Here is a 23,231-nt window from a genome sequence, read left to right as displayed (position 1 = left end):
ATAGGATGTCAGAAGAAAAGAAGGTTATAACTCGGCGGGACTTTTTAAAGACGACAGGTATAGCGACTGGAGCTTTAATCGGCGGTGGGGTGATTGGTGGGCTTGTTGGCTACAACACGAAAACGGTAAATCCAGTAAATCCATCTACCTCAAATGGTCATGTGATGGAGAAGAATCCGGGCTTTCAGTTTTTCAAAAATAATCGTGATTTTCAAGTGCTGTCGAATGCAACGGAGCGTATTTTACCAAAAGATGATTTGGGACCAGGGGCAATTGAGCTGGATGTTCCTTATTTTATTGACCACCAACTAGCCGGCCAATATGGTAGTAATACGAGAGAATATATGCATGGACCTTTTGCGGTAGGCGCACCCACACAAGGGTATCAAAGTCGATTAACGCGAGCAGAAGTATTTAAGCAAGGTATTGAAAAATTAGAGGAAGAGGCTAATAAAAGATTTCAAAAAGGCTTTTCCGATTTGGAGCCTGCGCAAATGGACGAAATATTGACAGCTTTTCAAAAAGACGAAATTGCAATGGTCGGGGTAACATCTGCATTTTTCTTCCGATTACTCCGAACAGCGACACTTGAAGGTGCATACTCTGATCCGATGTATAGTGGAAATAAAAATATGGGTGGCTGGAAGATGAAAGGATTCCCTGGTCATCAAATGGCTTATATGAATGTTATTGAAAGTGAGAAATTCCAAAAAATTGAGCCAATGTCACTTGGTGATATGTAATAGAAGAAAGGGGAACAATGCATGGCTACCACGTTAGCAAAAGTTGATGTCGTTACAGTAGGGCTCGGATGGACGGGTGGAATTATGGTTGCAGAGCTTGCTAAGGCAGGTTTAAAAGTTATCGGTTTAGAAAGAGGACAAGGAAGAAGTACGGAAGATTACTTAAGGGTACATGACGAGTATCGTTATGCAGTTCGATATGAATTAATGCAAAATTTATCGAAAGAAACAATTACTATTAGGAATCATCGAAAAATGCCGGCATTGCCGATGCGCCAATTAGGTTCTTTTTTACTTGGTAATGGACTTGGCGGCTCTGGAACTCACTGGAATGGTCATACATGGAGGTTCTTACCGTATGATTTTCAAATTAAAACGATGACTGATCAAAAATATGGACCCAATAAATTATCGAGTGATTATTTGCTCCAAGATTGGGGTGTCACTTACGACGAATTAGAACCTTATTTTTATAAATTTGAACAAACTGCTGGAATATCTGGAGAAGATACAAATCCATTTTGGGGAAAACGGGCACATCCATTTCCGACTCCTCCAATGAAAAAAACGCCAATACTTAAAAAATTTGAAGGTGCCACTACGAAATTAGGATATACACCATTTATGTTGCCTTCAGCCAATTTGTCGGAAGCATATACAAATCAAGACGGAGAACCAATAAATGCCTGTCAATATTGTGGATTTTGTGAGCGATTTGGCTGTGAGTATGGGGCAAAGAGTTCACCTGAAATTACGGTTATTCCAACTGCTGTTAAAACGGGACACTATGAATCGAGATTTAATGCGAATGTCGTAGAAGTGATAAAAAGTGGGAATAAAGTTACCGGTGTAAGATATTTAGATACACTTTCAGGCGAAGAATTTATTCAGCCAGCCGAGGTAGTTGTTTTAGCAAGTTATGTGATGAATAATGCCAAACTATTAATGGTTTCTAAAATTGGGCAGCAATATGATCCTGCAACTGGAAAAGGTACTTTAGGAAAAAACTATTGTTATCAAATATTACCTGGTGCAGTTGGCTTTTTTGACGAGCAAATGAATACTTTTATGGGTGCGGGATCGCTTGGTATGACAATTGATGATTTCAATGGAGATAATTTCGATCATAGTGATTTAGATTTTATTCATGGTGGTAGCATTTCGATCACTCAAACAGGGTCAAGACCAATTGAAACGAATCCCATTCAGCGTGATACCCCGACATGGGGAGCAGAGTTTAAGAAGGCGTCGATTTATAATTTTACTCGTACATTAGCAATCGGAACGCAAGGTGCTTCGATGCCGCATAAAGAGAATTTTCTTTCGCTAGATGGAAATTATAAAGATGCTTACGGGCTTCCTTTGCTTCAAATGACGTATAATTTTACGGATCAGGATCGAAATTTGTATAAGTATATTACCTCCGTGACAGAAGGTATTATGAAGGAAATGGGAGCAAAAACAGTGGAAGGGAAGGCCCCTATTACTGATTATGATATTGTCGGTTATCAAACGACGCATAACACGGGAGGAACGATTATGGGAAGCAGCCCGGATAATAGTGTGGTGAACAATTATTTACAACACTGGGATGCGGAAAATCTGTTTGTTATAGGAGCAGGAAATTTTCCGCATAATGGTGGCTACAACCCAACAGGAACAGTAGCAGCTCTAGCTTACCGTAGTGCAGAAGGAATTATTAAATATAGTAAATCAGGCGGTTCACTAGTCTGAAGATAGTGTTGTATCAGAGTTGTTCATAGTAGGACTCAGCCATATATATGGCTGAGTCCTATTTTTTCTAAGAATAAGAAGTTATATAAAAATGTCCTATGAACACAGGGTTTACGGTATAAATAGAGAGTAAGATAGTTTAGGAATGAATGGAGTGGATTTCGTTACAAGCGGACGCTTTCCGTGGGCACGGCTTCAGCCGCTTCCCGTGCTCCTGCGGTTACTCGTCGCAATAAACATCCACTGTTCCCACAGGAGTCGCCGCTTTTCACTACATCTATACTGTCTATGGGAGTGTATTCATATTCTTTCTATTTAATCACTTTCATAATAAGAGGAAGAGAAAAAAGTTCATCAGCACTTCTAGTTATAAATAGACTGACAATTTTCGTGCGAAGTAAATCTGTCATCTATTACTACACTTCATGTCCAAATGTAGAAGTGTCACTTTCTAAAAAACTACAAAGAGCCGCCAAAATTGTATCTTTGGCGGCCATCAAAGAATATAGAAGGAGACTTGCTTCTCCTATTGCCAAAAGTAATTAACTACTTGGCACTGAAGTTTCTGGCGAGCGGAAGGTGAACATTTGCCATACGATGATCGACGAAAAAGCTTGTTGGAAGCGGCGCAGCTACTTCCAACAAGCTTTAAAAATTTCACCGTTCATCGTATAGCCCAATGTGAAGCCTAAAGTGAGTTTGAAACTGTATAGTTAAGATGTTTCTGCCTTTAAAGGACAGGGCGTCTTTTTGCCCGTTTTTTCTTAGATGGAGAGGCCTATTATTTAACTTGAAGCATTTCCTTCATTTAAAAATTAAATGATTTTTTTTCTTCACGAACTCTTTACATTCCATTAACTTGTCCTAAACACTTTGATTTTAGAATGAACTTGTAAGACAATTCAAGTCTTTCGAAAATATGAAAGAAGGTGGCTAATATTACAGTTCGATTTATATGGTTTGACTTAGGGTATACATTAGCGTATGTCAACCGAGAAGAGATGTATCTTGAATGGCTTGAGGAAAATGGGATCTCAAAGGCAATGGAGGAATTAGTCATGGCATATCATTTGGCAGACAAATATTTCATGCGTGAGTACCCGGGGGCACTTGGCAAAAAAAATAAACAAGTTATGCATGATTATTACAGAATACTTAACAGCTATTTACATATAAACTCCGAAGATTTATCTGAAGATTCACTAACAGTAGGGAGTAGCATAATACTTGAATGGCGACCATTCGAAGAGACAATTTCAACTTTAAAAAAACTAAAAGAATTAGGCATTGGTGTTGGAATCATTTCAAACTGGGATGAGACTGCGAGAGATGTACTTGAAAAGACAAGAATTCTTTCTTTAATGGATGAGGTAGTCATTTCATCTGAATTAGGAATTGAAAAGCCGGATGAACGTATCTTTCTTCATGCATTAGAGTTAATTGATATTCCAGCAAGTGAGTGTTTATATGTTGGAGATAATTATTATGATGATGTCATCGGCAGTAGGAAGGTAGGAATGGACAGCATTTTAATCAATCCTTTCGATAGAAAAGGAATTGAAGAGCTTTCGGATATTTTGAAGATATCAAATATTAAAGAACTTATACCTACACTGGAATTATTAATGAGAGAACGAGTAAAAGAGGAAGTCTAATAGTGAAATTTACAGAAAAAATTACAGAAGTATTTCCTACATTAAGCGCTGCACAGAAGAATGTTGCACATTATATGCTTGAAAATACGGAAGAGATTGTCGTTTACACGGCACAAAAGATTGCGGAAGCTTCAAATGTAAGTGAAGCGACAGTTCATCGTTTGTCGAAAGTCTTAGGTTATGAAAGCTTTTCTGATATGAAGCAGGATATTCATCATTTTGTGAAAAATGATTATCGGGCTGTGAATAATTTCATAACTACGACGGCTATGCAACAAGATTCATGGGTCGAAAAACATTTTTTACAGGAAGCAGATAATATTATCCAGACTAGTCAAGGGATAAAGAGCGACACGATCAATCTTGCAGCCCAATATTTTATTGATTCTAATCAAATTTGGGTGGCGGGATGGAGAATGGGGTTATCTGTAACTTCCTACATGCAATTTGTGTTGAAATATATGCTTGGAAAAAGTCAATTCATTCCACAAGGGGAAGCGGCGGAATATGTAACTTACCTAAAAAAAGGGGATGTATTGTTTGTTACGTCTCTACCTAGATACTGTAGAAAAACGTTAACTATTGCAAAACTAGCGAAGGAAAAAGAAGTGCGTATCATTGCAATAACTGATAATCAAATCGCACCAATTTGTGCATATGCAGACGTAGTTTTTTTAGTGAAATGTAAATCGAAAAGCTTTTTAGATTCATATACTGCTGCAGTTTCTGTATGCAATGCGATTGTTAATGAAATTGCTTATATTGGCAAAGATGAAGTGATGGGAAATATTAAGGACATGGAAGTTAACTTCACCGCTTTCCATGATTAAAGTTGAAAGGAAGGTGAATTAAATGAAAGTAACAACAGTTGGTTACTGGGGAGCTTATCCAAATGCAAATGAAGCAACTTCTTGTTATTTGGTGCAAGATGGATCTGTTAATGTACTCCTAGACTGTGGAAGTGGAGCATTAGCAAAACTTCAAAATTATATTTCACTAGAATCATTAGATGCAGTATTTATTAGTCATACACATACTGATCATATGGCAGATTTGTTTAGTTTAGAGTATGCCATGCTAATTCAAACTCAATTAGGTAATCGCAAACGTCCATTAGATGTCTTTATATATGAAGAAGATCTTTCGAAATTGCCATTTGAGTTTCCTGCTATTGTACATGTTCATCCGATTAAATTAAAAGAAGAAATTACTGTAGGATCTTTGACATTATCGTTTGCTGAAAATCTACATGAAATTCCATGTGTTGCTATGAAAGTTATAAATGCTGAAGGCAAGGTACTCGTTTATTCCGCAGATACTGGCATGACGGAAGAGATTAAAAACTTTGGGAAATCTGCAGATGTTTTTATCGTGGAATGTAGTTTTTTTGAACAGCAAAAAGGGCTTGTAAAGGGGCATTTATCGACAATTGAAGTTGCAGAAATTGTTAATTTTTCTAAACCAAAGAAAGTTGTATTAACTCATTTCCCACATTACGGAGATAGAGAACAGTTATTAGAAGAAGTAAAGAAGTACACATCGGAAGAAATTTATTTGGCATCAAATGATTTTACCGTAACTTTATAAATGGGAGGCAAATTAAAAATGAAAGCTACATGGGCTAAAGGACTATCGTATCTAACATTAACATCTATTTTACTGGCAGGGTGTGCGTCTAATTCTACAAAAACTGAAAGTGAGTCAATAGGTACTTCTTCTGGATCTAGTATAGAACAATCTGCTAAAAGTGGTGGTGTAGTTCGTTTTGCGATGGCAACAGAGGTAGACAGTTTAGATCCATATCAATCTGCTGCAACTGATACTTCTTCTATGATGGACAATGTGTTTGATGGGTTATTTGACACAAATGAAAAAGGGGAGCTTATACCAAACCTTGCGGATAGCTATGAAATTTCGGAAGATGGTTTAACATATATGTTTCAATTGAAAGAAGGCGTGAAATTTCATGACGGTTCTGATTTCTCAGCTGAAGATGTTGTATATTCTTATTCCAAATTAGCGGGTTTAAAAACAGGAGAACCAATGAACTCTAAATTTGCTGGTATAAGTTCGATAGAAGTAGTGAGTGATTACGAAGTAGTCGTGTCATTAAAAGAAATAGATTCCTCTTTTATAGCTAGAAATATTGTAGCTATCGTACCGAGTGATTATGAACAGCAAAGTAAACAGCCAATTGGAGCAGGACCTTTCAAATTTAAAGAATATAAAGCAGGACAACAATTAGTATTAGTGAAAAATGCAGACTATTATTTGGAAGGAAAAACTCCAAAAGTAGACGAAGTGCAATTTAAAATTATGCCAGATGCCCAGTCTTCAATATTGGCAATGCAAGCAGGGGAAATAGATGTGCTTCCTGGAATTACAGAACAAGGTTTAATGCAATTAGGAGATTCGGTTGAAGTAGTTTCTGGTCCACAAAATATGGTTCAGTTGATGGCGTTAAACAACTCATTTGGACCTTTAAGTGATATTCGTGTGAGACAAGCGATTAACTATGCAATTGATAAAGATTCAATCATAGATACAGTTGCTGAAGGAAAAGCGACAAAGCTAGGATCGAATTTCAGCCCAGCAATGGATTTTTATTTTGAAGAGGGATTAGAAAACTTCTACGAGACTAATATTGAAAAAGCAAAGCAGCTAATGGCAGAAGCGGGTTTTGCAGATGGATTTGATCTTCAATTAACTGTTCCATCTGACTACCAGTTTCATGTGGATACAGCCCAAATGTTAGCAAGTCAATTACAACAAATTAATATTAACGTTAAAATTGAACCGATTGAATTTAGTACATGGTTAGAGCGTGTTTATACAAATGCAGAGTACGAATCAACTGTTATCAGTTTTACAGGTAAATTAGATCCATTTGAAGTTGTTGGTCGTTTTGTAAGTGATTATCCTAAAAACTTTGTAAAATTCGACAATGAAAAATTTGATAGTGTTCTAGATAGTGCAGTAAAAGAAAAAGATGAAAAAGAAAAAGCAAATCTTTATAAGGAAGCACAACGCATTCTTACTGAAGAAGCAGGAAGTGTTTTCATCATGGACCCAGATCGTTCAATTGCGATGGCAAACGGTTTAACTGGTTTTAAAATGTTTCCAGTTCAAAAGTATAATTTAGAAGATCTTGAATTTACTGAGTGATTACGATAGGGGATTTCAAAATTGAAGTATTTTCTATATAAAGCATCTACTTTTTTTGCAACAATTATGTTCATTTCAATTATTATTTTCTTTATATTTCAAGTAATTCCTGGGAACCCTGCTCAAATTATTTTAGGAATTGATGCAGATGAACAACAAGTTATCCAGCTGGAGGAAAAACTAGGATTGAACAATCCACCTATGGAGCGTTATATAGATTGGATTAAGGGGATATTTCAAGGAGACTTAGGTGACTCCCTGAAATACCAAACCCCAGTCATTGAAATCTTACAAGACCGAATTCCTGTTACCTTGTCTTTAGCCATATTATCGATTTTATTAACGGTAATTATCGGCATACCATTAGGGATATTAATAGCACGTACAGATGGTAAATGGTATTCAGTAATTCTTTCTACCCTTACGCAATTAGGGATTGCAATCCCTTCGTTCTGGTTTGGTTTTATATTAATTCTCCTTTTTGCAGTTTTGTTAAAATGGTTCCCGACGTTTGGTTATGTACCATGGTCTGAAGACTTCGTAGGTGCTTTCAAATCATTCTTCTTACCCTCTTTGGCAATTGCAGTTACTAATATAGCAGTAGTAATTAGATATTTAAGAAATACTATCCTTGATCAATCGAAAATGGATTATGTGCGAACGGCAAGAGTGAAAGGGTTGAGTGAACGTTCAATAGTATACGGACATGTGTTACGAAACGCATTAATTCCCGTATTAACAATAATGGGCATGATTATTGCTGACACTATAGGGGGAAGTATTATTATTGAAAACGTCTTTGCTTTGCCAGGGCTTGGAAATTTATTAATTCAATCGATTACTTCTAGGGATTTCCCATTGATCCAATCGTTAGTTATGTATATTGCTATTTTGGTAGTTGTCATTAATTTTATTGTTGATTTACTTTACAGAGTTGTAGATCCAAGAATACGTTTGAAAGGCTGAGGTATATGAAAAAGAATAGAAGTATTCCCTTATATATTGGCATCACCCTCGTGGTAATTCTATTCATAATGATGATTACTAGCCTCTTCTACACACCTTATGATCCAAATGTAATGGATCCGCAAGCCCGACTTTCTCCTCCTTCCTTGGAGCATACATTTGGAACGGATAATTTTGGACGAGACATTTTGAGTCGAGTAATGGAAGGTTCTAAAACAGCATTTTTAATTGGTACATTATCGGTAACAATTGGCTTATTTTTTGGCTTCTTAATTGGGGCGTTGGCTGGTTATTTTGGTGGGTGGATTGATGAGGTTTTCATGAGGTTCATTGATGCGATGATGGCATTCCCTGGAATTTTACTTGCGATTGTCTTAGTGACGGTTTTTAACACTGGGATGCAAAATACAATTATCGCACTTGGAATTATGAGTATTCCATCATTTGCGCGAATTGTCAGAAGTGGTTTTATACAAGTAAAAGAATTTGATTTTGTGAAAGCAAGTAAGGCGAAAGGCGCTGGTTCAACACGAATTATTTTCAAGCATATTTTGCCAAATATAATGTCCTCAATATTTGTAGCGATGACTCTTAGTTTTTCAGGCTCGGTTCTTGCGGAGGCAGGCTTGAGTTATTTAGGACTTGGTGTTCAACCCCCAGATCCAAGTTGGGGAAGGATGTTGAAAGAAGCGCAGCCGTTCATTGCCTCATCACCTATGTACTTGCTCATTACAGGTGGTGTCATCATGTTAATGGTTCTTGGGTTTAACTTACTTAGCGATGGAATTAGGGATGTGCGAGATAAAAAAGCATAGGAGGAAATGACATGGCTCAACCAATTTTAAACGTGGATAACTTAGAAGTAGCATTTTCATTTCCAGATGGTGAATACAAAGCACTTCAAGGTATTTCTTTTTCCGTCGAACCTAATGAAGTTGTTGGAATCGTTGGAGAATCGGGATGTGGAAAAAGTTTGACATCACTGTCTGTAATGGGAATTCTCCCTCGTAATGCGCATATTACAAAAGGTGATATCCAATTAAATGGGGAAGAGTTGATAGGATTATCTGAAAAGAAATGGCAAACTCTTAGAGGACAGAAGATTTCAATGATTTTTCAGGAACCGATGACGTCGTTGAACCCATTACTAACCATTGGAAGACAAATATCGGAGGTATTAAAAAAGCATACAAGATTATCAAAAGAAGAACGGAAAAATAGGACAATCGAGATTATGAAAGAGGTAGGGCTTCCTCGTGCAGAAGAGCTGTACTCTTCTTACCCACATCAATTATCGGGTGGGATGCGACAACGTGTTGTTATAGCTATTGCTTTAGTCGGTGAGGCTGACTTAATTATTGCAGATGAGCCAACAACTGCACTGGACGTAACAATTCAAGCGCAAATTCTTGAGTTGTTTGGTGAGATAAAGCGTAAGAGAAATGCTTCAATGCTTTTCATTTCACATGATTGGGGTGTTATTCGGCAAATTTGCGATCGTGTTTTGGTAATGTACGCGGGGTATATTATCGAACAAGGACCAGTCAGTGAGATAGTAAATAATCCGAAACATCCCTATACAAAAGGATTGATATTATCTATTCCTGATCATAGGAAAAGGGGAGAAAAATTACATACAATAGCTGGACGTGTCCCGACACTTAAGGAAAGAAAGGGAGGCTGTCCTTTTGCAGATCGCTGTGCGTATGCCATGGAAATTTGTCGAAGTGAATATCCTAAAAGTCATGAAGTATCAGAACAAAAAGTTAGTTGTCACCTTTATACGCAAGGAGTTGGCGTTGTATGAAGGAACCAATTATTGAGGTGAAGGAATTAACGAAACAATATAAGATTAACCGCAAACACTTTTGGGCAAAGGACACGTTTGTTAAAGCAGTAAATCACATTTCACTTCAATTATATAGTGGAGAGACGTTTGGTTTGGTTGGTGAGAGTGGTTGTGGGAAATCTACGACAGGACAAGTTATTTTACAACTAATCAAACAGACAAGCGGTAAGATTATATATAAAGGGGAGGATGTTTCCCAATTTTCAGCCAAACGCTTAAAGAATTGGAGAAGAGAAGTCCAAATCGTTTTTCAAGATCCATATTCATCACTGAACCCAAAGAAAACAATTCAATGGACCTTAAATGAACCATTGGAGATTCATAATATTGGTACGAAAGAATCCAGAAAAGCATTGATTATTAAGACACTGGAGGATGTAGGGTTAGATGCAAATTATTTAAACCGAATGCCCCATGAATTAAGTGGTGGTCAACGCCAGCGTGTTGCTATAGCATCAGCCATCATTTTGAATCCTGAATTCATTGTAATAGATGAAGGAGTTTCCGCATTGGATGTTTCTGTTCAGGCACAAATATTAAATTTATTGAAAGAATTGCAGAAAAAATATCAATTGACGTACTTATTTATTTCTCATGATTTAAATGTTATCCAATATTTCTGCGATCGTATTGCCGTGATGTACTTAGGAGAAATCGTTGAAGTCGTTAAAACAGATGAAGTCGGTTTAATGCCCCAGCACCCATATGCACAAGCGTTATTTTCCTCGATACCTCATATGAATGATGATGATCAAAAAAAGGTTGTGTTAAAAGGGGACATCCTAAGTCCAAATGAGCTGCAGTCGGGTTGTGCTTTTCAGACACGCTGTCCGTTAGCTATGGAAGTTTGTAAACAGGAGAAACCTGAATTGAAGTCGATTGCAGAAAATCATGTTGTAAGTTGTCATTTAAAAGAGGAGGAGTCCTATGAAAATCGGTGTGCTATCTGATATTCATATTGATGGAAATGCAGAGATGCTTAGTGAAGGTCAAAAATATGTAGAAATAGTAGCTGAAAGAGCTCGATTAGAAAAAGTGGAGTTACTATTAATAGCTGGTGATATTTCGAATGATTATATAACAAGCCTAACGTTTCTGCATGGATTAGAAGAAGCGTGCGCTTGTAAGGTATTATTCGTGCCGGGAAATCATGATTATTGGTCGAAAGAAAATGGTATTACAGATACGAAATTGATTTATGAAAAGTTTAAAAAAGATTCAACAAGCATACTTGAAAATCCATATATTGTGAATGATGAATGGGCTGTTGTTGGAAATTCCGGTTGGTATGATCATAGCTTTGGGGATTCAAAGTTTTCTAAAGAAGAGTTCGCACAAATGACATACAAAGAGCGGACATGGCAAGATCACTATTTTGTAGACTGGCAAATGACCAATCCGGAAGCACATCGGTGGTTCTACGATAAAATAGAAAAAGACTTACAAGCGGTGGAAGGTAAAAACATTATATTGATGACACATATCGTGACACATCCAGAATTCATCGTACCTATGCCAAATGAAATGTTCGAATATTTCAATGCATTTATAGGAAGTGATGAATACGATGATCTTTACCGAAAATATAATATTAAAGTAAGTGTGATGGGACATGTACATTATCGCAAAAGTTTGGAATTAAATGATATCACATACATATGTGCATGCCTCGGTAATTCAAATGAATGGCGCACCTCAGATCCAGTGAAAGAGTTAGAGGCATCTTTTGTTACATTAACAATATAAAATATACTATTAACCTCGAGTTTCGTAAACTTTGAAAAGAGTTTCAAATTCGAGGTTTTTCTGCGATTACTATTCAATCCTTCCTCATAATAGTGTAAAGTAATAGAGCGTACGTTCTTACGCGAATTCAACTATTAGAGGAGAGCTTTTAAGCATGACAGGTAAAACACACATCATAGGCGGTATCGCAACAAGTCTTGCTTTTGCACAAATTTCGAATTACGATCCAGTACTTTTAGTTGGAGCAGGTGTCGTTGGCGCACTCATCCCAGACATTTGCCATGGTGGGAGTAAAATAGGAAGAACATTTCCTCTCATATCCAAAGTTGTTCAAGTACTTTTTGGACATCGTACATTTACGCATAGTTTGTTGTTTCTATTTCTCATTGGTGCACTTTTGAATATGATTAGCATTAATGAATCAATTGTAGCGGGAATGTTAGTTGGAATCGCTAGCCATTTAATATTGGATATGGCGACGAAAAATGGCATTAAACTACTGTTTCCAATAAAAATAACGGTTCGCTTTCCAATGACTACGAGAACTGGAGGAACGGTAGAACATATTGTGTTTGTTGCTTTGTCGTTGCTTTCAGTTTATTTTGGCTACGATGTGGTTGGGGACATTGTCTTTAGATAAAATTGTTTTGGTGCCAAGCACCGAAACAATAACTCAGATGAATTAACTTGCACTTTCATGAAAAAATATGCATTGACTGACCTCGGATATTCGGTATAATTAAATATTATATCGAATTAACGTCTATTTAACGACAGAAATAGACAGTGGAGGATGAATAAAAAGTGAATGAAGAAAGAAAGAGCAGAATTCCGCATACGTATGCAATTATTTTTCTAATTATTATTTTAGCAACTGTAGCATCTTATTTTGTACCAGCTGGTCAATACGACAGAGTAGAAGAGAATGGACAAACGGTAGTAGTCGCTGATAGTTATCAAACAATTGACTCTAATCCAGTTGGTTTTTTTGAAATGTTCCAAGCAATTCCACAGGGAATGTCTAAAGGATCAACGATAATATTTTATATATTTTTAGTTGGTGGGGCATTTGGAATCATTCGTGAAACAGGAACGATTGAGGCTGGAATTAATAAGGTTGTTCGCAAATTGGAGCGACGTGAAAAGTTACTCATTCCATTTACGATGTTCATCTTCTCTATAGCAGGGGCAACTACTGGAATGGCAGAAGAGAGTATTATCTTTGTTCCAATCGGTATCGCAATTGCAAGAGCAATTGGTTATGATGCGATTACTGGAACTGCCATGATTAGTTTAGGAGCGGCAAGTGGATTTATTGGGGGAATGATGAATCCGTTTACTGTAGGTGTTGCGCAATCGATGGCTGAGGTAAAACTTTTTAGTGGTATTGGTTTCCGTTTTAGCGTGTATATATTCATTCTTTCATTAGCTATTTTTTATGTGATGCGTTATGCAGCACGTGTGAAAAAAGATCCAACACAAAGTATTGTGTACGATTTAGAGTTAAAAGATAAAAAGCAAAGAGAGTTAAAGGGGCAAGATATTTTGCCTGACTTTAACATACGACATGCATTAGTATTACTAATCATAGCCGCTGGTTTAGGAATTAATATGTACGGTGTGTTTCAATGGGATTGGTATTTAACTGAGTTGACAGCCTCATTTATTATTATTGGTTTTGCTGCCGGAATTATCGGTGGCTTGAAGATTAATAATATGTTCGAAGCATTTGTTGATGGGATGAAGCTCGTTGCTTTTGGTGCATTAATAGTAGGGTTTGCCCGTGCTATTTTAGTCGTTATGGAAAATGGATTTATCATTGATACGTTAATTAATAGCCTGGCTTCTTTGATCGGTTCTTTACCTGCTACATTAAATGTAATCGGAATGTTTTTTGTACAAGTAATTACTAATTTCTTTATCCCATCTGGGAGTGGTCAAGCAGCAACTACAATGCCGATAATGGTTCCGTTGGCGGACTTATTAGGTATTGAAAGACAAGTAGCCGTTTTAGCATTCCAATATGGAGACGGAATTACCAATTCTATCATTCCAACTTCCGCAGCATTAATGGGCTATTTAGCAGTTGCTGGTATTCCATATGAACGTTGGGTGAAGTTTGTTTGGAAGCTTGTCCTTGGTTGGTTAGCAATTGCTACAATCGCTTTAGTCATTGCGGTTATAATTGGAGTAAAATAAACTCACATTGTTGTGAAGTGATAGTGAGACTGTAGATAAACTCAGTGATTTGAGTTTATTTACAGTCTTTTTTTGATTTGGTGCCAGGCACCGAAACAAATCCCATCCATTAATTTTACTTATAGTACTATTAATATTTTGAAGTTTTCAAGACTACTATATAAATGTAACATTAACCTAATAATTCAGAATATTTAATCATGCGAAGGGAGTTTATGTGAAAATGACTGTTATGACCCAGCAACAACGCATAGTTCCGTATGCAACGTCAATGCTCAATAAAATGTCCGCAGAAGAAATTAAAGTTTATCAGGAGGTTTTATTACAAAAGCAATTAAGAAATGCAGTAAGAAATTCCTCGTATTACCGTCGTATTTTTAAAGAATTATCAATACGTCCTGAGGAAATTCGAACTCTAGAGGACTTCAAACAACTTCCTTTCTTTATGAATAAAGAAATGGAAAGAGAAAGTCAGCGCCGTTCTTTAGAAGAGAGTGGGCATCCATTTGGAGAGCATTTATTATGCCGACCGGATGAAATTGCTTTTACTGGAACAACTAGTGGTACTTCTGGAGTACCTACTTTTACTTATACATTTACTGCAGAAGATGTTCAAACGATGAATGCTTATATTCGCAATATGTTGGAATACGGTGGGATTTACAAAGGAGATCGTTTATTATTTAGCCACGCACTGGGCATATATGCGACTTCATCTATTCTGTTTGGGGTAAGAGAGCATGGGGTGTTGCCTATTGATGTGGATGTACGTGCGGGAAGCCAGATGATTATGAAATATGCCCAAATGACAAAACCAAATGGTGCGATGATGACTCCTTCACTGGCGGAACATTTAATCGATCGTGCACCAGAATTAATAGGGCAAGGAGTGGACAGTTTCCAATTAAAAGCGCTATTCACTGTTGGGGAAATTGGAATTGGAATTCCTGAAATTAAAAAGAAAATTGAAACCGCTTACAATTGTCGCGTGTATGATTATTTAGGAGAGCTAGGTTTTTCATGTGATTCGGATACTTACCATGGAATTCATTGCGCAGCACCTGATTTGGCTTTATTCGCAGAGGATTTAGTAGATCCTGAAACGAAAAGACCTATTGATGTAAAAAATGGGGCTGTTGGAGAAGTAATCATGACAGAGTTACGAATCAATGGGCTTCCACGCATTAAATATGCGACTGGAGATTTAATAGAAGTATTGACAGATCCATGTCCAGGTTGTGGGTTTACTGGAACACGAGTAAAGGCAGTCGGACGTGCGGATGATTTACTAATAGTTAAAGGGGTTAACGTATACCCATTAGCTATTAAAAATGTTCTTTCCAAATTTCAAGATGAGCTATCTGGGGACTTCCGTATTGTGTTAGAAAGTCCACCACCGAGAGTTATTCCTCCATTATTATTAAAAATTGGATTTGTAAACGGGATATCAAAAGACGATTTAATGTATATAGAAGAAAAAGTTAAACATGCACTTCATCAAGAATTACGTGTTAGACCAAGTATTGAATGGTGTGAGCCAGGTGCATTGGAAAAACAATTAACAAAAACACCATTATTTGAAAAAAGGTATGAATAGTTTGTCAAACTTGGAGGGAGTAAGATGAGCAAGCCATTAGAGGGTATAAAAGTATTAGATTTAACTTGGGTTTACTCTGGTCCTTATTCAACATTATTACTACAGGACTTAGGCGCGGAAGTGGTGAAGGTAGAAATGCCAGGAGTTGGGGATAAAACTCGCTATTTTCCACCTTTTAGAAATAAAGAAAGCGGCTATTTCTACATGCTGAATCGAGATAAAAAATCGATTGCCCTCAATCTCAAAAATGCAGAAGGGCAAGAAACTTTTCGGGAATTGGCAAGGGACTTTGATGTTGTCGTTGAAAATTTTCTTCCAGGAACGATGGAGAAAATGCAAATAGGATATGAAACATTAAAAGAGGTAAATCCTTCGATCATCTATGCATCCATTTCAGGATTTGGCAGCTTTGGACCAAGTAAAGAGTTTCCTTGTATCGATCCAATTGCACAGGCGATGGGTGGCTTAATGGGTCTTACTGGTGAGAAAGGTGGAGCTCCTCAAAAGACAGGACCTGGTATTACAGATGGAATATCGGGAATCTATTTGGCGCTTGGTGTAGTTAGTGCTTTATTCCAACGGATGCAGACGGGTTTAGGTCAAAAAGTAGAAGTAAGTATGTTAGAAAGTACAATTTCTGTGTTAGAAGATGCGGTTATTCTGGCGAGTATGACTGGAGAAACAGTAGAGTCTAAAGGGAATACAGACCCATTTGGTGCACCATGGGATGCGTTTATTACGAAAGATGATAAATGGGTGATGGTTTGTGCGCTTGGGAGTGATCAATTTCAAACATGCTTTAACTTAATTGGTAGAGCAGATATTGCAGAAGAGTTTGCTGGAGAAACGGAAGAAGCATATGTAAATAGAAATCAGCAATTAGAAATAATAAATCGGATATTTGGTGTATGGGTTAAGCAACAAACGAGGGAACAATTGATGGAGAACCTTCAAAAAGTAGGAATTCTTGCGGGGGAAGTAAGAACTGTGAATGAATTACTAGACGATGAACATTTAAAGGAACGCAAAATGTTTTCGACTTTGCAGCATGAATCTTTAGGAACGATTCAAGTGGCGAATTCTCCTATTCTGTTCAATGGTGTGCGTTATAGTTCTATTCAGAAAGAGCAAGTAAGAACGGCAAAAATAGGGGAACATACAGAAGAAATATTACAACAGCTAAGGAGATAACAATATGATAAAAATTGACTGCTCGAACACATTACCGGAGTTTATAATAGAAGGTTTTTCTAATCCAAGTCCTGAAAATGAAGGGTATTTAAAAGTATTTGGACCACAATGGGCAGAAATGGTTGGCTGGACGAAACAGGAGTTTTTTGAAAAAATAGAGCAATCTAAAGTTGATGAAGTGATACAGGAAATAATGAAGGAGATGGAAGAAAAATTTTCGATGGATAATTTCATCAAGCAATTAGATGATGAAGAAATCGTCTATCATGCAATTCATAATATGGATTACGGTAGAGACGGGGATGAAGATCCTGTTGATCATGATTATGTGGCTAGTATTTTAGCGAAATATCCAAATAAGTTTTTTGGATTCGCTGGATTTAATCCACATAAAGGAGTGAAAAGTCTTAAAGTAGTTCGAAAAGCACTGACAGAACAAGGCTATAAAGCTGTGGTGCTTCCACCATATGAACATGGATTACCTGCAAATGATCGCAGATACTATCCGCTCTATGCACTATGTGAAGAGTTAGATATACCAGTGTGGATTCATACATCGATTAATTACTTTAAAAATACATCTTTGTATATCGATCATCCATCTAATTTAGAGCAGCCTTTGATGGATTTCAAAAATCTGAAAATCATTGCAGGTCATGGTGGCTGGCCATGGGTAAATGATATGATTGGAATGTTATTAAAATATGACAATTTGTATGTGGATACATCCGCATTCCGTCCAAAATACGTTGCAGAAAAAAATACAGGATGGGAAATGTATATGTATTATGCCGATCGTATGTTACAAAACAAAATACTGTTTGCTACGGACTGGTTAACAATGGGGATTCCTATTTCGGAAGTAGTGAAAGAAATAGAGGAATGGCCACTGCGTGATTCGGTTAGAAGCAAGTACTATTGGGAAAATGCAAATAAATTATTCAAATTAAATCTTGCATAAAAAATACTGAAGTGAGCTAGTTACTAGGTAGAAAAGTTTATACTTATCCCTTAAAAAATAGAAGCGGAGTGAACAGGAAAATGCAAAAAGTAACAGCACCTATTCAATCAACTCAAGCTAGTAATATATCATCTTTGAAAAAAGCATTAACTAAATGGGATTTACTTTCAATCGGAATTGGCGCTGTCATAGGATGGTCCTGGGTAATATATGGAGGGATTTGGTCGACAACCCCTGGTAGTATGGGAGGAATTATTGCATTTCTTATTGGAGGAATACTATGTACATTTATCGGATTTACGTATGCAGAATTGTCCTCAGCATTTCCTTATGCTGGAGGAGATATAATTTACACCTTTGAAGGACTAGGCTCGAAGTGGGCTTATTTTTCCGGAGCATTTCTCACTGTAATATTTGCAGGATTAATCGTTGTTGAAACAATCATGTTACCTCTTTTACTGGACGCTTTTGGAGTACCAATACCTAAAATCCTCCCACTTTATACACTAGGAGGAGAGGTAGTTTATTTATCTTATGTTATTTTATCCATAATCGTAAACTTATTTTTTGCAGTAATGAATTATAGAGGAATAGAGTTCTCGAAAGCTTTTCAAACTATCACTGTAGCCGTCTTATTATTTGCCGCAATCTTCTTTGTCGGAAGTGGTATTGTTCTTGGCAGTGTGGAAAATGCGCAACCATTTTTTACTGGAATCAAAGGACTTTCCCTTACACTATTAATGGTTCCAGGCTTTTTACTTGGCTTTAATGCAATTGCGCAAGCTGCGGAAGAAACAAATATCAAACCCTCTTCAATCGGAAAAATAGTCATATTAACAGTCTGGGCGAGTGTTTTCTTTTATATTTTTATCATTCTTGGAACATCCTTTGCCGCTAATATCGGGATGCGTGAATCGTCTAGTATTGCAGTATTAGAGTCACTATCAGTGATTTATCCAGGTTCTTCTTTACCGATGTTATTTGTTGCAATAGCTTCATTAATTGGATTACTAACGTCATGGAACGCAGCATATATCGCGGCTAGTCGAGTTTTACTGAGTATGGGGCGAGGGCGATACATTCCAGTTACGTTTTCCAAAATTCACGATAAATATAAAACACCAGGAACAGCAACGATGTTTTTATTTGTTATTAGTAGCTTTGGTGCTTTTTTAGGAACGAGTCAACAAATCTTTGGTAGCCTTGTAAATGTAGTAGGTTTCTTTGCAGTATTTTCTTGGTTACTTGTAACTATTTCATTTGTTCGCCTTCGAAAGTCACAACCGGATTTAGTCCGTCCATATCGTGTTAAAAGAGGAAAGTTGATGGGAATATTATCTATTTGTTCATTAATATTTTACTTGTTTCTTTATACACCACTCAATCCATTAGGTGGTTTAACTTTTGCAGAATTAATAACAACAATCGGTATTTTAGTAGTAATAGCAATCGTTTATTTTAAATACGTACACTTTTCAACGATAGATACAAGCAAGCAAAAGGCTTTGCTTTTCGGCGGTCAGGAAGAATAGTAAAGAGGCACTCAATGTGTTATACATTGAGTGCCTCTTTACTGATGGAGTACGGGTTGAAACTTCCATTCGCCAATATATGCAGCAAGTGATTTAATAATTTCTTGTTCTTCGTGTCCCCAATGCCTTTTAGTTGAGTAGATTAAACCAAGTGAAGCTTTTGGTAGACCTGGGTCAACTAGTGGAATGGCAATTATCTCTCCTGATACGATATAGGGGTTACTATAAAGTTCATTTTCTGTCTCAATTGTGATAGCAACACCTTTAGCAATCGTTTCACGTAAAGTATCCGTATTATTGGACTTAAATAATAAATTCAGTTTTCCATTTCGAACCATATAGTCTTGTAGAAACCAATTCATAAATTCCCCGTTATACATCATAATTGGCTTAGCAGCAATATCATCGTATGTAACATAGCTTTTGTTTGTTAGTATCGAATCTTTTGCAACTAGTACATAAAATTGAATATCTATAATTGGTTGAATTTGTATAGAAGCATGTGCTTTTAGTGTTTCTTCATAGATAACGATTAAACTAATATCTATTTCTTGATGAATAACTGACTGTCTTAAAGACAACGAACTTGCTTCCATATAATCAATTTCGAGCTGTGGAAACCTTTGCTGAAAGGTCAGAAGTGTGTCGGTTAAAAAATGTAAATGTAGTCCTGCTACAGTACCAATTGATAGCTTACGAGACAATTGATTTATTTCTTTCGATTTATTTTTCATCTCATCCACGATCCCCATTATTTTATCTGCGCGTTCTAGAAAAAACGAAGCATCAGCCGTAGGAACAACTCCATTTCGAGAACGGATAAATAAGGAAACACCTAGTTCCTTTTCAAGTTTTGATATAGATTGGCTCAGTGCGGATTGTGAAATAAAAAGTTCAGAAGCGGCTTTTGTCAGCGAACGATATTTATTGGCATATTGAATATGTATTAATTGATCAAGCTGCATGTATACCCCTCCTTAACTTTAAAAAGAATAGTATTTTATTTATTCAGATAATAAAATCTTATCATGATTCTGCAGTAAAATGTAATCATTTTTCTATATGAGATGTATAGTGTGCTATGTTCAATTGTTTTCCAATAAAAAGATCGATTTTCCATCTCGATTAATGTATGATTTTCCAAATAGGGTTGTTTTTCAGCATAGAAAATTTTCAACATCATAGAATAGATTAGAAAACTAGAAAAGAATGGAGATTTATATGAAGCCAATTATCGGAATTTCTTCTAACTTAAAAGAACAAGTACTTTCTGTTTCCACTAATAATATTCATGCAATTTCGGAATTCGGAGGAGTTCCAATTGTCTTACCTAATATTGAAGGGGAAAGCGTCGATGCGATTGCAAATATGATTGATGGACTGCTGTTAACAGGAGGAGGAGATATTGATCCAACATTATTTGGAGAAGAACCTCAACCAGCTCTCGGAAATATTACGCCAGAAAGAGATGTTTTTGAAATTGCTTTGATTGAAAAGATGTTAGAGCTTAACAAACCAATTTTAGGGATTTGCCGTGGTGTTCAAATTTTAAATATTGCCGCCGGTGGAAATATGTATCAAGATATTTATACACAAAGTGAAAATAAGCTTTTACAACATGATCAAAAAGCCCCGAGCACGCATGCATCACATTTTGTATGGGTAATGAAGGACTCTTTATTAAGCGATATAGTTAAAGTGGACACTTTTAAAGTGAATAGTTTCCATCATCAAGCAGTTCGAAAAGTACCAGAAGGATTTGAAGTATCAGCAATAGCTAGTGACGGAACGATTGAAGCAATCGAAAGTAAAAACCATGCATTTGTTATAGGTGTACAATGGCATCCAGAAAGTCTTTTATTAAAAAAAGAAGCGATGTCCTCCACGATTTTTCAAGCATTTTTACATGCTTGTAAAAAATGATTGTATCACGTCTTAGTGAATAGCCAGTATGCCTTCGCGCTTGCTGCACCTTGCATAAGCCAATTTGTGCCGCGCCCAAGTGGGTCTCATACTTTGGCTCATGCGGACTGACGCGCTACGGCATTAAATCAATTTCTATCTATATAGGTTAGTAATCATAGTGCTTAACGATAAAATGTGACGATCAATTTTCAATTTTCATTTACTTTCCCATCTCTTACTCTATATTTTAGTTGGAATACCATTTGTTTGCTTTTCTAAAAAATAGTGCTTCCATTCTAAATAAGTAACATGTTCTATTGGATTGGAGCGAAAGAGTCGGCGACACCAGCGGGAAAAGCGCGAGCTGAAGACCCTGGACTGAACGAAGTGAAGGAAGCGACTGAAGCAGTGCCCGCGATAAGCGTCCGACTCTGTAGCGCAAATCTCTGCCGAAACCACTAAATTGAATAAAGTGGATAATCAACACGCGTATTATAGTATACAAAATCTCCTTAAAACTATTCATTTATTTTTTTCCATTCATGAAGCAATTCAAAATGGGGAAACTAAATTTAGTTTACAAAGGAGGTTTTTTATTTGCAGCAAGTGTTTCGATTCGTGTTTTTCTTATGTGCATTTGTCTTTCCTTTTTCCACTGTCGTCTTTGCAGCTGAGGAACCATCGAGGGAGCAAGTTTTGGAAAAACGCATGAATTTTTATATAAACTATTCCAATGACACATTGCCTTGGTATTATCTCGCAGCTATTGATCAATTCGAGCGTAATGTTCAAGAAGTCCGAAGCGATCTGCCTAAAAGAGATGGAATACTCGCTATTCAATTTTCGGATGATTTTTGGGTCGGCGTGTTGAATCCAATAGGGGATGACACGGATTTAATTTCCATTTCATTTTTTGAAGGAAATGGATCTGATGGCAATAAGGATGGAATGGCGGACCGACTGGATGAAGATGATGTCATGCAAACATTGGTTAATTATTTGGATTCATTCGGACATACGGAAAGTGATTTTAAAGAAGCTTTGAAAACGTACTATCAACGCGACGAATCGGTGCAACAAATTATGGCCAACGTCGCCATTTATAAAAAGTTTGAAACATTAGATCTGGATAAACGTGCCTTCCCTCTTTCCATCAAATATGACTACAGCTACCGCAGTACATGGGGAGATTCAAGAGGCTGGGGTGGACGTAGGATGCATGAAGGGACAGATTTATTCGCTTCTTACGGTGTTCCTGTAAAATCAACGACGTACGGCATAGTTGAAATAAAGGGTTGGAATGACTTTGGTGGCTGGCGCATTGGTATACGGGATGTGAACAATACGTATCATTATTATGCCCATCTTTCTGGTTATATAGAAGGAATAAAAGAAGGAGACGTGCTGGAGCCTGGAAGTATTATTGGCTATGTAGGTAGCTCAGGGTACGGCAAAAAAGGGACTTCCGGTAAATTTCCTCCTCATCTTCATTATGGTATGTACAAATTTAATGGAAGAATTGCATGGGCTTATGATCCTTTCCCTTCCTTAAAACGCTGGGAAAGAGAAGAGAAAAAATAAGTGTATAAAAAATCCTGTGAATGATACATTTGCAGGATTTTTTCAATTGTTTTACCTCGAATCGCATCTGTTGATTATCCTGTTTATTGGGAATTTGTGATAATAGGAAAAAACTAATACCCTTTAATACTAAAGCACTCGTTTTCGACTTGCATTACGTCCTCATTCGTACTTTACATATAATGTGTCTTAGTAGAGAGTTTCGGCAGGGATTTTCGCTACAGGGAGGACGCTTTCCGTGGGGCGGGCGGTGAGCCTCCTCGGTCGCTAGCGCAACACTGCGGGGTCTCACCTGTCCCGCTTAATCCCACGGGAGTCGCCTCCCTTTCGCTTCAATCCATTAGGTTACTTTGCTAGAATGAAAGCCCTATTTTTGTAAGGAGAAACGATCATACTTCTATGTCGAG

Annotated in this window: 20 protein-coding genes; 19 read left to right on the top strand and 1 reads right to left on the bottom strand. The window is 37.0% G+C overall.

Annotated features, from left to right (window positions below; translation table 11 throughout):
• Nucleotides 1–5: 5 nt before the first annotated feature.
• The 17 genes from RUH95_RS19660 (at nt 6) to RUH95_RS19580 (ending at nt 19,338) form a co-directional block, all read left to right on the top strand.
• Nucleotides 6–743: a gluconate 2-dehydrogenase subunit 3 family protein gene (locus RUH95_RS19660; protein WP_313894606.1), complete on the top strand. Its 738-nt coding sequence runs from the start codon at nt 6–8 to the stop codon at nt 741–743.
• 21 nt (nt 744–764) lie between these two features.
• Nucleotides 765–2,477 carry a GMC family oxidoreductase gene (locus RUH95_RS19655; RefSeq protein WP_313894605.1) on the top strand — a complete coding sequence of 571 codons (1,713 nt, stop codon included), beginning with the start codon at nt 765–767 and terminating at the stop codon, nt 2,475–2,477.
• 929 nt (nt 2,478–3,406) lie between these two features.
• Nucleotides 3,407–4,132 carry an HAD family hydrolase gene (locus RUH95_RS19650; RefSeq protein WP_313894604.1) on the top strand — a complete coding sequence of 242 codons (726 nt, stop codon included), beginning with the start codon at nt 3,407–3,409 and terminating at the stop codon, nt 4,130–4,132.
• Nucleotides 4,133–4,134: 2 nt separating this feature from the next.
• Nucleotides 4,135–4,962, top strand: coding sequence for a MurR/RpiR family transcriptional regulator (locus tag RUH95_RS19645; protein WP_313894603.1), 828 nt, complete (start codon nt 4,135–4,137; stop codon nt 4,960–4,962).
• A gap of 22 nt (nt 4,963–4,984) precedes the next feature.
• The gene (locus tag RUH95_RS19640) at nt 4,985–5,719 is read left to right on the top strand and encodes an MBL fold metallo-hydrolase (protein WP_313894602.1); all 735 of its coding nucleotides are present in this window, start codon (nt 4,985–4,987) and stop codon (nt 5,717–5,719) included.
• A gap of 18 nt (nt 5,720–5,737) precedes the next feature.
• Complete coding sequence (locus RUH95_RS19635) at nt 5,738–7,297, top strand: ABC transporter substrate-binding protein (protein ID WP_313894601.1); 1,560 nt, start codon at nt 5,738–5,740, stop codon at nt 7,295–7,297.
• 21 nt (nt 7,298–7,318) lie between these two features.
• Complete coding sequence (locus tag RUH95_RS19630; RefSeq protein WP_313894600.1) at nt 7,319–8,263, top strand: ABC transporter permease; 945 nt, start codon at nt 7,319–7,321, stop codon at nt 8,261–8,263.
• Nucleotides 8,264–8,268: 5 nt separating this feature from the next.
• Nucleotides 8,269–9,078, top strand: a complete 810-nt coding sequence (locus RUH95_RS19625; protein ID WP_313894599.1) for an ABC transporter permease — start codon at nt 8,269–8,271, stop codon at nt 9,076–9,078.
• A gap of 11 nt (nt 9,079–9,089) precedes the next feature.
• Nucleotides 9,090–10,070: an ABC transporter ATP-binding protein gene (locus RUH95_RS19620; protein WP_313894598.1), complete on the top strand. Its 981-nt coding sequence runs from the start codon at nt 9,090–9,092 to the stop codon at nt 10,068–10,070.
• On the top strand, nt 10,067–11,062 hold the full coding sequence (locus tag RUH95_RS19615; protein WP_313894597.1) for an ABC transporter ATP-binding protein: 996 nt from the start codon (nt 10,067–10,069) through the stop codon (nt 11,060–11,062). Before RUH95_RS19620 ends, RUH95_RS19615 begins: the two co-directional genes overlap by 4 nt.
• A complete protein-coding gene (locus RUH95_RS19610) occupies nt 11,040–11,858 on the top strand; it encodes a metallophosphoesterase (RefSeq protein WP_313894596.1) in 819 nt (272 codons plus the stop codon). The genes RUH95_RS19615 and RUH95_RS19610 overlap by 23 nt, the downstream gene beginning before the upstream one ends.
• Before the next feature lie 154 nt (nt 11,859–12,012).
• Complete coding sequence (locus RUH95_RS19605) at nt 12,013–12,498, top strand: metal-dependent hydrolase (RefSeq protein ID WP_313894595.1); 486 nt, start codon at nt 12,013–12,015, stop codon at nt 12,496–12,498.
• 164 nt (nt 12,499–12,662) lie between these two features.
• Nucleotides 12,663–14,057 carry a YfcC family protein gene (locus RUH95_RS19600; RefSeq protein ID WP_313894594.1) on the top strand — a complete coding sequence of 465 codons (1,395 nt, stop codon included), beginning with the start codon at nt 12,663–12,665 and terminating at the stop codon, nt 14,055–14,057.
• A 223-nt stretch (nt 14,058–14,280) separates the two neighbouring features.
• A complete protein-coding gene (locus RUH95_RS19595; protein ID WP_313894593.1) occupies nt 14,281–15,654 on the top strand; it encodes a phenylacetate--CoA ligase family protein in 1,374 nt (457 codons plus the stop codon).
• A 24-nt stretch (nt 15,655–15,678) separates the two neighbouring features.
• Nucleotides 15,679–16,845 carry a CaiB/BaiF CoA transferase family protein gene (locus RUH95_RS19590; RefSeq protein WP_313894592.1) on the top strand — a complete coding sequence of 389 codons (1,167 nt, stop codon included), beginning with the start codon at nt 15,679–15,681 and terminating at the stop codon, nt 16,843–16,845.
• A gap of 4 nt (nt 16,846–16,849) precedes the next feature.
• Nucleotides 16,850–17,806, top strand: coding sequence for an amidohydrolase family protein (locus RUH95_RS19585; RefSeq protein ID WP_313894591.1), 957 nt, complete (start codon nt 16,850–16,852; stop codon nt 17,804–17,806).
• A gap of 80 nt (nt 17,807–17,886) precedes the next feature.
• Nucleotides 17,887–19,338 carry an APC family permease gene (locus tag RUH95_RS19580; RefSeq protein WP_313894590.1) on the top strand — a complete coding sequence of 484 codons (1,452 nt, stop codon included), beginning with the start codon at nt 17,887–17,889 and terminating at the stop codon, nt 19,336–19,338.
• A gap of 38 nt (nt 19,339–19,376) precedes the next feature.
• Here RUH95_RS19580 and RUH95_RS19575 read toward each other — a convergent pair whose 3' ends face one another.
• Complete coding sequence (locus tag RUH95_RS19575) at nt 19,377–20,303, bottom strand: LysR family transcriptional regulator (RefSeq protein ID WP_313894589.1); 927 nt, start codon at nt 20,301–20,303, stop codon at nt 19,377–19,379.
• Between the two features lie 256 nt (nt 20,304–20,559).
• On the opposite strand from RUH95_RS19575, the gene RUH95_RS19570 reads away from it, so the two are divergent.
• Together RUH95_RS19570 and RUH95_RS19565 are read left to right on the top strand one after the other, a co-directional pair.
• Nucleotides 20,560–21,261: a gamma-glutamyl-gamma-aminobutyrate hydrolase family protein gene (locus tag RUH95_RS19570; RefSeq protein WP_313894588.1), complete on the top strand. Its 702-nt coding sequence runs from the start codon at nt 20,560–20,562 to the stop codon at nt 21,259–21,261.
• A 579-nt stretch (nt 21,262–21,840) separates the two neighbouring features.
• Nucleotides 21,841–22,824, top strand: coding sequence for a M23 family metallopeptidase (locus RUH95_RS19565; protein ID WP_397469530.1), 984 nt, complete (start codon nt 21,841–21,843; stop codon nt 22,822–22,824).
• Nucleotides 22,825–23,231 lie beyond the last annotated feature (407 nt).

The organism is Psychrobacillus sp., from assembly GCF_032154225.1.
GTDB lineage: Bacteria > Bacillota > Bacilli > Bacillales_A > Planococcaceae > Psychrobacillus.
Note: the sequence above shows the minus strand (reverse complement) of the source record. Positions and strands in the feature narration are given on the sequence as shown.

Coding starts and splice junctions, on each gene's coding strand:
- RUH95_RS19660 (WP_313894606.1), top strand. CDS start 6: ATGTCAGAAGAAAAGAAGGTTATAACTCGGCGGGACTTTTTAAAGACG.
- RUH95_RS19655 (WP_313894605.1), top strand. CDS start 765: ATGGCTACCACGTTAGCAAAAGTTGATGTCGTTACAGTAGGGCTCGGA.
- RUH95_RS19640 (WP_313894602.1), top strand. CDS start 4,985: ATGAAAGTAACAACAGTTGGTTACTGGGGAGCTTATCCAAATGCAAAT.
- RUH95_RS19635 (WP_313894601.1), top strand. CDS start 5,738: ATGAAAGCTACATGGGCTAAAGGACTATCGTATCTAACATTAACATCT.
- RUH95_RS19625 (WP_313894599.1), top strand. CDS start 8,269: ATGAAAAAGAATAGAAGTATTCCCTTATATATTGGCATCACCCTCGTG.
- RUH95_RS19620 (WP_313894598.1), top strand. CDS start 9,090: ATGGCTCAACCAATTTTAAACGTGGATAACTTAGAAGTAGCATTTTCA.
- RUH95_RS19615 (WP_313894597.1), top strand. CDS start 10,067: ATGAAGGAACCAATTATTGAGGTGAAGGAATTAACGAAACAATATAAG.
- RUH95_RS19610 (WP_313894596.1), top strand. CDS start 11,040: ATGAAAATCGGTGTGCTATCTGATATTCATATTGATGGAAATGCAGAG.
- RUH95_RS19605 (WP_313894595.1), top strand. CDS start 12,013: ATGACAGGTAAAACACACATCATAGGCGGTATCGCAACAAGTCTTGCT.
- RUH95_RS19595 (WP_313894593.1), top strand. CDS start 14,281: ATGACTGTTATGACCCAGCAACAACGCATAGTTCCGTATGCAACGTCA.
- RUH95_RS19590 (WP_313894592.1), top strand. CDS start 15,679: ATGAGCAAGCCATTAGAGGGTATAAAAGTATTAGATTTAACTTGGGTT.
- RUH95_RS19585 (WP_313894591.1), top strand. CDS start 16,850: ATGATAAAAATTGACTGCTCGAACACATTACCGGAGTTTATAATAGAA.
- RUH95_RS19580 (WP_313894590.1), top strand. CDS start 17,887: ATGCAAAAAGTAACAGCACCTATTCAATCAACTCAAGCTAGTAATATA.
- RUH95_RS19575 (WP_313894589.1), bottom strand. CDS start 20,303: ATGCAGCTTGATCAATTAATACATATTCAATATGCCAATAAATATCGT.
- RUH95_RS19570 (WP_313894588.1), top strand. CDS start 20,560: ATGAAGCCAATTATCGGAATTTCTTCTAACTTAAAAGAACAAGTACTT.